General features: G+C 70.7%; 2 protein-coding genes (1 of these 2 running past the window's edge). Both read right to left on the bottom strand.

What is annotated here, in order from left to right:
- A protein-coding gene (locus LGR64_RS06615) for a non-ribosomal peptide synthase/polyketide synthase (protein ID WP_230355101.1) crosses the window boundary here: on the bottom strand, positions 1-4,593 show its 5' end (the start). 13,974 nt of this gene lie to the left of the window's left edge; 4,593 of the gene's 18,567 nt are visible here — the first part of the coding sequence; its start codon is at positions 4,591-4,593; the stop codon falls past the left edge of the window.
- Positions 4,593-14,555 carry a non-ribosomal peptide synthetase gene (locus LGR64_RS06610; protein WP_230355100.1) on the bottom strand — a complete coding sequence of 3,321 codons (9,963 nt, stop codon included), beginning with the start codon at positions 14,553-14,555 and terminating at the stop codon, positions 4,593-4,595. Before LGR64_RS06610 ends, LGR64_RS06615 begins: the two co-directional genes overlap by 1 nt.
- Between the last annotated feature and the right edge of the window lie 8 nt (positions 14,556-14,563).

Here is a 14,563-nt window from a genome sequence, read left to right as displayed (position 1 = left end):
CTGCACGCCGGTCCAGGCATCGCCAGCGTCCGCGTCCTGCAGCGCCGTGTGCCGGTAGTTGAGCAGGGCCGTGAACAGCGGCGCCCCGCCGGCCAGGCCGCTGCAGGACTGGGCCATCGACAGGCTGGCATGCTCGTGGTGCAGCAGGTCCGTCAGCGCGGACTGGGTCTGGCGCAGGGCCTGGGCCACGCCACAACCGGCCAGGCGAACGCGCAGCGGCAGCGTATTGATGAACATGCCCAGCGCGCGGGCCGCGCCCTGCTGCGCCTGCATGCGGCCGAACAGCACGGTGCCGAACACCACGTCGTCCCTGCCGCTGGTCCTGGCCAGCACCAGGGCCCAGGCCAGGTGGAACAGCGCGGCGGCGCTGACGCCGTGGCGTCGGGACTGCTGCCGCAACCGGGCGGCAAGGCCGCCGTCAAGCACCTGCCGGACCTCGTTCGTGCGCGCTCCGTCGCCCTGGACATCCAGCAGCCCGAATGGCGCCGTGGGCTCCTGCACATCGCCCAGCATGGCGCGAAAGAACGCCTCATGCCCGGCCGTGCCCTCGCCCGAGCGCGCCTGGGCCACAAACCGGCGGAACGGCAGCGGCCGAGGCAGCGCGCTGGAGCGGCCCTGCTGGATCAGCGCGATCTCGCCGATCACCTGCTTGAGCGTGGTGTTGTCGTCCACCATGTGGTGGGCCAGGATCTGCAGCAGCCAGCGCTGGCCCGGCGCGTCGTGCGCTGCCACCAGGTGGATCAGCGGCGCCTTGCGCAGGTCGATGCGGTAGCCCTGTGCGCAGGCGGCCAGCCGGGCCAGCGCGTCCTGCGCGTCCTGCGCGTCCTGCGCGTCCTGCGATGATGCCGCCGTGCCGCCCTCCTCCAGCCAGGACAGCGGCAGGCGGGCCTGCCGGCAGACGACCTGCACGGGCGTCGCCAGGCCCTCCCAGAACACGGCCGTGCGCAGGATGTCATGCCGCGCGACCACCTGGTCAAAGCTCTCGGCAAACCGCTGCAACCGCTCGCGCGAGTCGAAGCACAGCGTGTGCGAGGTGACATAGGCATCGCCCTCGGACTGCAGCAGGTGGTGGAACAAAATCCCCTCCTGCAGCGGCGCCAGCGGATAGATGTCCTGGATGTTGGCCGCGCCACCGGGCACCGCAGCGGCAATGCGTGCAATCTCCTCCTCATCCAGCGCCACCAGGGTCAGCATGTCCGGCGTGATCGCCGTGCAGCCTTCGGGGATGCCGTTGGGCGGCACATCGATCTCGCCGGCCCCCTGCTCCCCTTGCTCACCCTGCTGCTCCTGCAGCACCGCCTGCGCAAACTCCGCCAGCCTCGGGTGCTGGAACAGCGTGCGCACCTGCACGCGCAGGCCCTGGGCGCGCACGCGCTCCAGCAGGCCCAGGGCGAGCAGCGAATGCCCGCCCAGTTCAAAGAAGCCGTCCTGCCGGCCCACGCGATCCACGCCCAGCACCTCGGCCCAGATCTTCGCCAGCGTTTCTTCCAACTCGCCCTGCGGTGCCTCGTATTCCTGCGCACTCGCCATCTCCGGCTCGGGCAGGGCCTTGCGGTCCACCTTGCCGTTGGCCGTCAAAGGCAGGGCATCGAGCACGACGATGGCCGAAGGCACCATGTAGTCGGGCAGCACCTCGCCCAGTCGTCCCTTGAGCAGACCCTCTGCGATTTCTGCATTCAGCGACACATAGGCGATCAGTCTGGCGCCGCCCGCCCCCTCCTTGGCCAGCACCACCGCCTCGCGCACTTCAGGCTGGGCCAGCAGCTGCGACTGCACCTCGCCCAGCTCGATGCGGAAGCCCCGGATCTTGACCTGCTGGTCGGCACGGCCCAGGTATTCGAGTTCGCCCTGGGCGTTCCAGCGCACCAGATCGCCCGTGCGGTACAGGCGCTCGCCTGTCTCGCTGAACGGGTTGGCAATGAAACGCTCTGCCGTCAGTCCTTGCCTGTTGAGATAGCCGCGTGCAAGGCCCTCGCCCGCCACATACAACTCTCCCGCCACGCCCTGAGGCAGCAGGTTCAGGCTGCCATCGAGCACGTACAGGCCCAGGTCGGTTATCGCCACTCCCACCGGGCTGCGGCCGCCATCCAGATCCGCCTCGGTGATCTGCCGGTACGTCACATGCACCGTGGTCTCGGTGATGCCGTACATGTTGATGAGTTGGGGGCTCTGGTCACCGAAGCGGTCGAACCAGGGCCGCAGGCTCTCGGGCTCCAGCGCCTCGCCGCCAAAGATCACCTGGCGCAGGGACAGGCCAGCACTGCCTTCTTCATCCTGCTCCACGGCATGAACCAGTTGCCCGAAGGCCGAAGGTGTTTGATTGAGAACCGTTACGCGCTCGGCACGCAGCAAAGCCAGGAAGTCCTGGGGCGAGCGGCTGACCCAGTACGGCACCACCACCAGCCGGCCCCCCGTGCACAGGGCGCCAAAGATCTCCCAGACCGAGAAGTCGAAGGCATAGGAATGGAACAGGGTCCAGACGTCGTCAGGCCCGAAGCCGAACCAGGCCTCGGTGGCATCCAGCAGCCGTGCCACGTTGCGGTGGCTCAGTTGCGCGCCTTTGGGACGGCCCGTGGAGCCCGAGGTGTAGATCACATAGGCCAGGCTGTCGGCCGAGACTTCAACCTGCGGATCGGTATCGGGTTCGCCCGACAGGTCCAGCGTATCGATCTCCAGCACCTGCAGCGCAGCAGCGCCGGGAATGCGCTCGCGCACCGCAGCCTGCGTCAGCACCAGAGAGATCCCGCTGTCGGCCACCATGTGCGCCAGCCGGTCGGCAGGGTAATCCGGGTCCAGCGGCACATAGGCGCCACCGGCCTTGAGGATGGCCAGCAGGCCCACCACCATTTCCACCGAGCGCTGCATGGCAATGCCCACGCGTGTCTCCGGTCGCACGCCCAGGGCGATGAGGCGGTGGGCCAGGCGGTTGGCCTGGGCGTCGAGTTCGGCGTAGTTCAGCTGTGCGGACTCGCATGTCAACGCCATCGCATCCGGCCGTTGCTGCGCGCTTGCCGCAAAGCGCTGGTGCAGGCAGGCGGGCTGCGCAGGGTTGAGGGCAGGCCCATTGCGGGTACTGCGGCGCGCGCTGCGGTACAGAAGCTGCGCCTGCTCATCGCCGGGCAGCAGTTGCACCTGGTCCAGCGCGCACTGCGGCGCATGCGCCAGCGCCTGCAGCAGCAGCGACAGATGCGCGCCCATGCGCTGCACCGTGGCCGGCTCGAAGCGCTCGCGCGCATAGGCAAAGCCCAGTTGCAGGCTGCCGTTGGCGCGGCGGCTGGCGTGCAGGGTCAGCTCGAACTGGGCGGCCAGGCCATCCAACTCCAGCTTCTGGATCTCCAGGCCCGCCAGGCCGGCCGCCTCTTCGTGCTGGTAGTTCAGCATCACCTGGAACAGCGAGCTGCCGTCCAGGCTGCGCCGCGGCTGCAGCGCCTCGACCAGTTGCTCGTAGGGCAGGTCCTGGTGGGCCAGGCCCAGGCGGACCCGCTCGGCCAGCTGGGCCAGCAGCTCGTGCAGGCGCATGCGGGGATCGAGCCGGCCACGCATCACCAGCGTGTTGACGAAGAAGCCGACCAGCGGCTGGGCCTCGGGCTGGTTGCGGTTGGCCACGGGCACGCCCACGCGGATATCGGTCTCGGCGGTATAGCGATGCAGCAAGGCCTGGAACCCGGCCAGCAGCGCCACGAAGAGGGAGGTGCCCTGCTCGCGGGCGCGCTGCTCCAGTCCGGCCACCAGGCTGGCGGGCAGATCGAGACGGTGCCAGGCGGCATGCCAGCGGGTCTCGGCGCCCGGCGCGCGGGCATGGTCGGCGGGCAGCTCCAGATGCAGGTCCTGACCCCCGGCCAGTTCGGGCAGCCAGTAGTCCAGCAGGCGCTGCCTTTCCCCGGCCTCCAGCCAGTCGCGCTGCCAGGCGGCGTAGTCGGTGTAGGCGATGGGCAGCGGCGGCAGGCGGGTCGGGCGCTGCTGCACCAGTCCCGCGTACAGGCCGGCGAACTCCTCCAGCAGGATCTGCATGGAGCGGCCGTCGGAGATGATGTGGTGCATCACCACTATCAGCAGGTGCTGGCGGCTGTCCAGGCGGACGGCGGCCACGCGCAGCAGCGGTCCCCGGGTCAGGTCAAAGGGCGTGAGGCACAGGCGCTCGGCTTCGGCCAGGGCCCGTTCGCGCCGCTGTGCGGCAGGCTGGGGGGTGAGGTCGATCAGCGGCAGCTCCAGGGCCAGGGCCAGCTGCGGCACGATGCGCTGCCGCGCCAGGCCGTCGGGGCTTTCCTCGAACACCGTGCGCAGTCCGCCGTGGCGCTCCAGCAGCACGTCGAACGCCTGCCGCAAGGCCGCCAGATCCAGCTCGCCATGCATCCACGAGGCCTGGGCGATGTGGTAGGCCGAGCTTTGCGGGTCCAGCTTCCACAGGAACCACTGGCGCAGCTGCGCATGGGACAGGGCTTCGGTCTGGTCGGACGATGGTGCGCGCACCGGGATGGGGAAATGCGAGAGATCCAGTCCCTCGGCCCGGATCTTTTGCAGTGCCAGCGTGCGCTGGGCAGGGCTCAGGCTTGCAAAGCGCTCGGCGATTTGGCGCAGGCGGCCACGGTCCATCAGATATCTCCCAGAGTTTCGAGAAAGGAATCCAGCGCATCGAGCGCCTGCGCATCCGCGCCTGTCGTGCCTGTTGCACCCGCAGCATCCGCGCTGCCATGGGCTGGCAGGCGCACCAGGCCCGCCATGTCCTGCAGCACCGGGGTGCGGAAAATGTCCTGGGCGGTCAGCCCCGCAGCGCCTGCCCCCTGCAGCCGCGCCAGCAGTTGCACCACCTTGAGCGAGTGCCCGCCGCGCTCGAAGAAGCTGTCGCGGCGGTCCACGCGGCCACCGCCCAGCAGCTCGGACCAGAGCCCGGCCAGCATTTCCTCGGCCTGCCCCGAAGGCGCCTCGTAGGACTGGCCGGCCGGTGCCTGCGCCGCAGGCAGCGCGGCACGGTCCACCTTGCCGCTGTTGTTCAACGGCAGCGTGTCCAGCACCACGATGGCGGACGGCAGCATGTAGTCGGGCAGGCCGCTGGCCAGTCTTGCGCGCAGTGCCGCAGCGTCCAGGGGCGGACCTGCATGCAGCGGTGCATGCAGCGACGCATCTAGCGATGCATGTAGCGACCCATGTAGCGATACGTGCGCCACAAGGCGCGTATCGCTGCCGGACCCCGCTGCCGTGACCACGGCCTCGCGCACCTCGGGCTGGGCCAGCAGTGCGGCCTCCACCTCGCCCAGCTCGATGCGGTGGCCGCGGATCTTGACCTGGTGGTCCAGCCGCCCCAGGTATTCGAGCGCGCCATCGGCATTGCGGCGCACCAGGTCGCCGGTGCGGTACAGGCGTTCGCCAGCCGCGCCCGGTCCCGCGAAAGGATCGGCCACAAAACGCTCTGCGCTCAGGCCCGGCCGCTGCCAGTAGCCGCGCGCCAGGCCCTGGCCACCAATGAACAGCTCCCCGGCCACGCCTTGCGGCACGCAGCGCAGTCCTTCGTCAAGCACCAGCAGCCGGGTGGCCGCGATGGCCTGCCCCAGGGTGGCGGCATCGCCCTGCACCTGCTGCAGGCTGGACCAGATCGTGGTCTCGGTCGGGCCGTAGAGGTTCCAGAGGTCCACGCCCGCCGCGCGCAGCAGGGCGATCAGGTCCGGCGCAAGCGCCTCGCCGCCGCACAGCGCCTTCAGGGGCCGTGCCGCCTTCCAGCCACCGACCAGCAGCAGGCGCCAGCCCGAGGGCGTGGCCTGCATCACGCTGGCGCGGCTGCGCTCCAGCAGCGCCGCCAGCGCGGCCGCGTCGCGCACCTGCTCGCGCCCGGCCACCACCAGCTGCGCGCCCACGGCCAGGGGCAGGAAAATCTCCAGGCCCGCAATGTCGAAGGACACGGAGGTCGTGGCCAGCACCACGTCCTGCGCCTGCAGGCCCGGCTGTGCCGCCATGGACTGCAGGAAGTTGGAGAAGGCCGCATGCCGCACCACCACGCCCTTGGGCCGCCCGGTGGAGCCCGAGGTGTAGATCACATAGGCGGCCTGGTCGCCATGCACCTCGACGCGGGGCGCGCGTTCCGTGCCTGCCTGCGGCCCTGGCTCCCTTGCCTCCAGTACCTCCAGCGCCTCCAGTTCCTCCAGCTCCAGCACCTTCGGCACGCTGGCGGCGAGCAAGGCCAGCCGGCCCGGCGCCAGGCCCGAGGCCAGCACCAGGCAGGCCTCGCTGTCCTGCAGCATGTACTGCATGCGTTCATCGGGCAGGGCCGGATCGACGGGCACGTAGGCGGCGCCCGCCTTGAGGATGGCCAGCAGGCCGGCCACCATGGCTGCCCCGCGCTCGGCCACCAGGCCCGCGCGCTGCCCGGGCCGCAGCCCCTGGGCGATCAGGGCCTGCGCCAGGCGGCTGGCCCGCCGGTCCAGATCGCCGTAGCTGAACACCTGCCCGTCCGCGGCCAGCGCCGGGGCCTGGGGCCGCTGCCTTGCCTGCGCCTCGAACATGCGGTGCACCGGCAAGGCCTGCGGCCAGGACCGGGGGTTGCCGGCCTGCGCCAGCAGCGCCTGGCGCTCGGCCGGGGGTACCACGTCCAGCGTGCGCAGGTCGCGGCCGGGCTGCTGCTGCAGCACCTGCACCAGCGCCTGCAGGGCCTGCTGCATGTAGGCGCAGACGCGCCCGGCCCCCACGCTGCGAACCACCTGGGCGACGAGCACAAAGCCCTGGCCGTCGTCATCCACGGCCATGCCCACGGGATAGTTGCTACGCTCGGGGCGGCCCAGCACCTGCACGCCGGCCCGGGCCAGCTCTTGCGCAGCGCCCTCTGCCGCGCCATGCCGGTAGTTCAGCAATGCGCTGAACAGCGGTGTTCCCGCAGGCAGGCCGCTGCAGCGCTGGGCCAGCGACAGGCTGGCATGCTCGTGCTGCAGCAGCGCCGCAAGCGCAGCCGCCGTGCTGCGCAGGCCCTGGAGCACGCTGCCTTCGCCCAGCGGCAGGCGCAGCGGCAAGGTGTTGATGAACATGCCCAGCGCCTGCTGCGCACCGGCGCCGCCGTCCATGCGGCCCATCAGCACGGTGCCGAAGACCGGCTCCTGCCTGCCGCTGGTGCGGGCCAGCACCAGCGCCCAGGCCAGGTGGCAGAGCGCGGCGGGGCTGACCCCATGCGCACGCGCCTGGCGGCGCATGCCCTGGGCCAGTGGGGCGTCCAACCGCAGGCGGGCCTCCTCCATGCCACGGCCATCGCCTTGCACGTCCAGCAGGCCGAAGGCGGCCGTGGGCTCCTGCACATCGGCCAGCATGCGGAGGAAGAACCGCTCGTGCGCCTCGGCCGCCACGCCCTGGCGCGCCTGCGCCACAAAGCGCCGGAAGGGCACGGGCACCGGCAGCTCGGCCACGCGGCCCTGCTGAAGCCGCAGCACTTCCTGCAGCAGCAGGTCCAGCGTGATGCGGTCCATCACCAGGTGGTGACTCAGCAGCTGCAGCAGCCAGCGGCCTTGCCCGGCATCGTGCGCGGCCCGCGCCCCTATCATCGGCGCCTGCCGCACGTCCAGGCGCAGGTCGTGGCTGCGCAGTTGCTCCAGCATCTGCGGCACCAGCGCCTCATGTGCCTCATGTGCCTCATGCGACCCATGCGCCTCATCCGCATCAGGCCACTGCAGCTGCAGCGGCGCCTGGCGCAGCACCACCTGCACCGGCTCGGACAGCCCCTCCCAGAGCACGGCCGTGCGCAGGATGTCATGCCGCGCAATCACCTGGTTGAGGCTGTGCACGAAGGATTGCAGCTGCTCGCGCGCCCCGAAGCTCAGCAGGTTGGGCGAGACGAACACATCGCCCCCGGACTGCAGCAGGTGGTGGAACAGAATTCCCTCCTGCAGCGGCGCTAGCGGATAGATGTCCTGGATGTTGGCTGCGCCACCGGGCACCGCAGCGGCAATGCGTGCAATCTCCTCCTCATCCAGCGCCACCAGGGTCAGCATGTCCGGCGTGATCGCCGTGCAGCCTTCGGGGATGCCGTTGGGCGGCACATCGATCTCGCCGGCCACCTGCTCACCCTGCTGCTCCTGCTGTTCCTCCAGTACCGCCTGCGCAAACTCCGCCAGCCTTGGATGCTGGAACAGCGTGCGCACCTGCACGCGCAGGCCCTGGGCGCGCACGCGCTCCAGCAGGCCCAGGGCCAGCAGCGAATGCCCGCCCAGCTCGAAGAAGCCGTCCTGCCGGCCCACGCGCTCCACGCCCAGCACCTCGGCCCAGATCTGCGCCAGCGTTTCTTCGAGTTCACCTTGCGGTGCCTCGTATTCCTGCGCACTCGCCATCTCCGGCTCGGGCAGCGCCTTGCGGTCCACCTTGCCGTTGGCCGTCAAAGGCAGGGCGTCAAGCACGACGATGGCCGAGGGCACCATGTAGTCGGGCAGCGCCTGGCCCAGCTGGTCCTTGAGCAGACCCTCTGCGATTTCTGCATTCAGCGACACATAGGCGATCAGTCTGGCACCGCCCGCCCCCTCCCTGGCCAGCACCACCGCCTCACGCACTTCAGGCTGGGCCAGCAGTTGCGACTGCACCTCGCCCAGCTCGATGCGGAAGCCCCGGATCTTGACCTGCTGGTCGGCACGGCCCAGGTATTCAAGCTCGCCCTGTGCACTCCAGCGCACCAGGTCGCCCGTGCGGTACAGGCGCTCGCCTGCTGACGCGTAGGGATTGGCGATAAAACGTTCCGCGCTCAGACCGGCGCGGTTCAGGTAACCACGTGCCAGGCCTTCACCCGCCACATACAACTCTCCCGCCACGCCCTGCGGCAGCAGGTTCAGGCTGCCATCGAGCACGTACAGGCCCAGGTCCGGAATCGCCACGCCCACGGGGCTGCGGCCACCGTCCAAATCCGTCTTGGTGATCTCCCGGTACGTCACATGCACCGTGGTCTCGGTGATGCCGTACATGTTGATGAGTTGGGGGCTCTCGTCACCGAAGCGGTCAAACCAGGGCCGCAGGCTCTCGGGCTCCAGCGCCTCGCCGCCAAAGATCACCTGGCGCAGGGACAGGCCAGCGCCGCCTTCTTCATCCTGCTCCACGGCATGGACCAGTTGCCCGAAGGCCGAAGGCGTTTGATTGAGAACCGTTACGCGCTCGGCACGCAGCAAAGCCAGGAAGTCCTGGGGCGAGCGGCTGACCCAGTACGGCACCACCACGAGCCGGCCACCCGTGCACAGGGCGCCAAAGATCTCCCAGACCGAGAAGTCGAAGGCATAGGAGTGGAACAGGGTCCAGACATCGTCAGGCCCGAAACCGAACCAGGCATCGGTGGCATCCAGCAGCCGTGCCACGTTGCGGTGGCTCAGTTGCGCGCCCTTGGGACGGCCCGTGGAGCCCGAGGTGTAGATCACATAGGCCAGACTGTCGGCCGAGACTTCAACCTGCGGATCGGTATCGGGTTCGCCCGACAGGTCCAGCATGTCGATCTCCAGCACCTGCAGCGCAGCAGCGCCGGGAATGCGCTCGCGCAGCGCAGCCTGCGTCAGCACCAGAGAGATCCCGCTGTCGGCCACCATGTGCGCCAGCCGGTCCGCCGGGTAATCCGGGTCCAGCGGCACATAGGCGCCACCGGCCTTGAGGATGGCCAGCAGGCCGACCACCATCTCCACCGAGCGCTGCATGGCAATGCCCACGCGCGTCTCCGGCCGCACGCCCAGGGCGATCAGGCGGTGGGCCAGGCGGTTGGCCCGGGCGTCGAGTTCGGCGTAGCCGAGAACGTGGTGCTCGAAGGACAGCGCCTGCGCCCCGGCCCGCGCCAATGCCTGGCTGGCGAAGCGGCCATGCAGCGTCTGCGCTGCGGCCGGCCGGCCGGCAGGCAGGGCAGCGGTGCGGCCCCATGCCTGCTGCCTGTGCAGTTCGGCCGCGCCCAGCAAGGCGACCTCGCCCACCTTGCGGGCCGGATCATCGGCCAGCGCCTGCAGCATGGCCACATAGTGGCCGGCCAGCGCGCCGATGGTGGCGGCCTCGAACAATTCGCGGGCATAGGTCAGGCGCAGGTGCAGGCGGCCCTGCGCATCGTCGGTGGTGTCCACGGTCAGCTCGAACTGGGCGCCCTGGCCCTGCAGCGCATATTCCTGCAGCTCCAGCCCAGGCAGTTGCTGCAGCGCGCTGCGGTCCTGGCGCTGGTGGTTGAACAGCACCTGGAACAGCGGCTGGGTGCCGGCGTTGCGTTCGGGCTGCAGCGCCTCGACCAGTTGCTCGAAGGGCAGGTCCTGGTGGGCCTGCGCGCCCTGGGCGGCCTGCCGGGCCTGGTCCAGCAGTTGCGCCAGGCCCATGCGCCCGTCCAGCGTGGCGCGCAGAACCTGGGTGTTCACGAAAAAGCCCACCGTGCCCTGCGTTTCCACCCGGTGGCGGTTGGCAATGGGCACGCCCACGCGAATGTCTTCCTGGCCCGTGTAGCGGTGCAGCACGGCCTGCAGGCCCGCCAGCAGCAGCACGAACAGCGTTGCGTCCTGCGCCTGGGCGCGGCGGCGCAGGCTGCCGACCAGTTCGGCCGGCAGCTGCAGGCCATGGCTGGCGGCCACATGGTCCGCGCCAGGCCGGCGCGGGTGGTCCGTGGGCAGTTGCAGCACGGGGTGCGTGTCGCCCAGCTGGGCGCGCCAGTAGGCCAGTTGCCGCTGCCGCTCGCCGGCCTCCAGCCACTGGCGCTGCCAGACCGCGTAGTCGGCGTACTGCAGCGGCAGGGGGGCGGCCTGCGGCACCTGTCCCTGGCACCGTGCGCGGTACTGCTGCACGAATTCATCCACGATGATCTGCATGGACCAGCCGTCGGAGACGATGTGGTGCATGGCCACGACCAGCAGATGCGCCTCGGCCGACTCCCGGATCAGGCCCACGCGCAGCAGCGCCCCGGCCTGCAGGTCGAAGGGCTGGCGGTGCACGGCGGCCGCCGCCTGGTGCAGTTGCTCCTGGCGCTGCGCAGCGGGGAGTTCGGAAAGATCCGTTTGCGCGACCCGCACACGGCCCTGTGCGGCGATCACCTGCACCACCTGCCCGTCCCCGCCCATGCGGAACACCGTGCGCAGAGACTCGTGGCGCGCCACCAGCGCGTCGAAGCTTTGCTGCAGCGCCAGCACATCGAGCGTGCCCAGCAGACGCAGCGCGCCGCTGATGTGATAGGCCGTACCGGCCGGGTCCATCTGCCACAGGAACCACTGGCGCAATTGCGCAAAGGACAGCGGCAGCGGGCCACTGCGGTCGGCCCTGGGCAGGGGCGCCGTGCCTTCGGTCTGCTCGGCGCCGGCAACCGGCCCCTCCACCAGCCGTGCCACACCCGCTGGCGTCTTGCCCGTGAACAGCTGCTTGGGCGTGAGCTTGACGCCGCGCTTGCGGGCGCGCGCCACCAGCTTGAGCGCGAGGATGGAGTCCCCGCCCAGCGCGAAGAAGTCGTCATGCCGGCCCGCGCGCTCCAGGCCGAAGAGGTCGGCCCAGACGGCGGCCAGCGCCTGCTCGGCCTCGCCTTGGGGCGCCTCGAAAAGATCGGCGGCCGCCTGCTCCGGCACGGGCAGGGCCTTGCGGTCGATCTTGCCGTTGGCCGTCAGGGGCATGCACTCCAGCACGGTGATGCTGGCGGGCACCATGTACTCGGGCAGCGCCTGCGCCAGCGCGGCGGCCCACCCCGGCCTGTCGGCGGGCACGCCGGCCTGGGGCACGGCATAGGCATGCAGCTGCATGCGCCCGTCCCCATCCCCATCCCCATTCCCGTCCAGCCGCGCCACGACTTCGGCCTGGGCCACGCCGGGCACGGCCTGCAGCGCCAGCGCCACCTCGCGCAGCTCCACGCGGTAGCCGCGCACCTTCACCTGGTCGTCCATGCGGCCGAGGAACTGCAGGCTGCCATCGGCCAGCATGGTCACGCGGTCGCCCGTGCGGTACAGGCGCTCGCCCGGCCGGAACGGGCTGGCCACGAAGCGCTCTGCCGTCTGCCCGGGCCGGGCCTGGTAGCCGCGCGCCAGACCGGCCCCGCCCAGGTACAGCTCGCCACTGGCGCCCAGGGGCACGGGCTGCAGGTCGGCATCCAGCACCAGGGTGCGGCTGCCTGCCAGCGGCCTGCCCACGGGCAGGCTTTCGCCGCCGCGCAGCGCCTCGCCCGCCTCCTGGGTGAGGATGCCCACCGTGGTTTCGGTGGGGCCGTAATGGTTAAGCACGCGGCAGCCGGGCCTGAGCATGGCAATGCGGTCCACCAGCGGCCAGCGCGTGGCCTCGCCGCCCAGCACCAGGCGGCTGGCGGGCAGCACGTCAGCGGGCATGCCGGCATTCAGCAGCCCCTGCAGATGGCTGGGCACGATCTTGAGCACGTCCACGCGGTGCTCTGCCATGTAGCGCGCGAAGCCGTCGGGGTCGAAGGCCAGTTCGGGCGCCATCAGATGCAGCGCGCGCCCCGAGCACAGCGCGCCGAACAGCACGGTGTGCCCCAGGTCCGCCGCCACGGTCGAGACCATGGCCATGCTGCGCGCCGCCTCGGGCAGGTCCAGCCGCTGCAGCACGGCCTGCACATAGTGGGCCAGCGCCCCGTGGCTGACGACCACGCCCTTGGGCTGCCCGGTCGAGCCCGAGGTGTAGATCACATAGGCGCCCTGTGCGGAATGCGGCGGCGCGGCCGGCGGCGCCTCCCCCGCAATGCACGGCTCCTGGCAGGCATTCAGGTCCAGGCCCAACAGGGGAACGCCCGCGTCCCAGGCGGGCGCCTGCTGGCAGAGCATCAGCACCGCGCCGCTGTCGCGCAGCTGCCAGGCCAGCCGCTGCGCCGGCAGGCCGGGGTCCAGGGGCACATAGGTGCCACCGGCCTTGAGCACGGCGAGCAGGCCCAGCACAAAGGCGCAGCTGCGCTCGACATGCAGGGCCACGCGCACATCGGCCCCCACGCCGCGCGCCACCAGGGCCCGGGCCAGCTGGTCGGACTGCCGGTCCAGCTGCGCGTAGTCCAGGGCCGAGCCTGCGTCCCTGACCGCCGTGCCATCGGGATGGGCCTGCACGGCGCGCGACCAGAGCTGCAGCACGCTGTCGGCGCCAAAGGCCTGCACCGGGCCTGCAGACTCCGACACGCGGCCTGGCAGCGACAGCTCGCCGAGCCTGGGCTGCCTGTCGCTGATTGCGCCGGTGACCTGCAGCGCAAGGTCCTGGAATGCGGCGGCCATGTCGCGCACCACGGCCTCGTCGAACAGGGCATCGGCATAGATCAGCACGCAGTCGATGCCGTCCTGCCGGTCGGTGAAGTCCAGGCTCAGGTCGAAATGCGCCTGGCCGCTGGAGACGGCCTGCATGGCGATCTCCAGGCCTGCGATGTGGCGCGCGGCCGAGGCATCTTCCTGCTGGGTGCACTTGACCTGGAACAGCGGGTGAACGCCCGGCTGGCGGGCCGGCTGCAGCGCCTCGACCAGCAGGTGGAACGGCAGGTCCTGGTGGGCCTGCGCGCCCAGCACCGCCTCGCGCACCTGCGCCAGCAGCGCGCCGAAGTCCTGCGCGGGATCGATGTGCGTGCGCAGCACCAGCAGGTTCAGGAAGTAGCCGATCAGCCCATGCGTCTCGGCCTTCTGGCGGTTGGCCACGGGCGTGCCCACGCGCAGCTCGCGCGTGCCGCTGAAGCGGTACAGCACCAGCTTGAGCAGGGCCAGCATCACCATGAACAGCGAGGCGCCATGCGCGCGGCCCAGGGCACGCACGCGGGTGGCCAGTGCGGCGGGGAGCGTGAACTCCAGGCGCTGCTCCTGTGCCTCCTGCGCGGCCGCCCTGGCCTGCTTCATCGGCAGGGCCAGGGCCTCATGCTCGGTGCCCAGCCGGGCGCGCCAGTAGTCCAACTGCCGCTCGCGCTCACCGGCCTCGAACCAGCGGCGCTGCCAGACGGCGTAGTCGGCGAACTGCAGGGCCATGGCCGGCAGGCGCGATGGCTGCTGCGTGCGCAGGGCCTCGTAGAGGTGGAACAGCTCCTCGACCACGATGCCGTTGGACCAGCCATCGCCCGCAATGTGGTGCAGCGACAGGCCCAGCACATGCTCCTGCGTGCCCAGCCGGCACAGGACGGCGCGCAATGGCGTTTCCGTGTCCAGCGCAAAGGGCTGGCGGGCCAGCAGCAGCACCTGGCGCTGCGCCTCGGCCTGCGGATCGCCGTCCGCCCATGCGCCCAGATCGACATGGCGCAGGGGCACGGGCGCGGCGGGCTGGATGGACTGCCGGGGCTCGCCGTCCTCGCCGGCCGGATAGCAGGTGCGCAGGATCTCGTGGCGCTCGGCCAGGGCCTGCAGCGCCTGCTCCAGCGCCAGCGCATCCAGCGGCCCCTTGAGCGACAGCGATCCCACCATGTTGTAGGCGGGGCTGGCGGGCTCCAGCCGCCAGGTGAGCCAGAGGCTGCGCTGCGCGGGGGACAGGGCAATGGCCAGCGTGCGGTCGCAGCGGGTGATGGTGTGGGCCGTGTTGCGGGTGTCGCCTTCCGGCAGGCCACCTGCGCCTGATGCAGCAGATGCACCCCCGATCCTCAGGGCCAGTGCGGCACGCTGCGCATCGGACAGGCGGGACTTGCGGGAATCGAGATCGTTCAGGGACATGGTGGTCT

The organism is Delftia sp. Lp-1 (genome assembly GCF_020523835.1).
GTDB lineage: Bacteria > Pseudomonadota > Gammaproteobacteria > Burkholderiales > Burkholderiaceae_C > Comamonas > Comamonas acidovorans.
Note: the sequence above shows the minus strand (reverse complement) of the source record. Positions and strands in the feature narration are given on the sequence as shown.

Excerpts from the sequence above, each read along its gene's own strand:
- LGR64_RS06610 (WP_230355100.1), bottom strand. The coding sequence starts at position 14,555 with ATGTCCCTGAACGATCTCGATTCCCGCAAGTCCCGCCTGTCCGATGCG.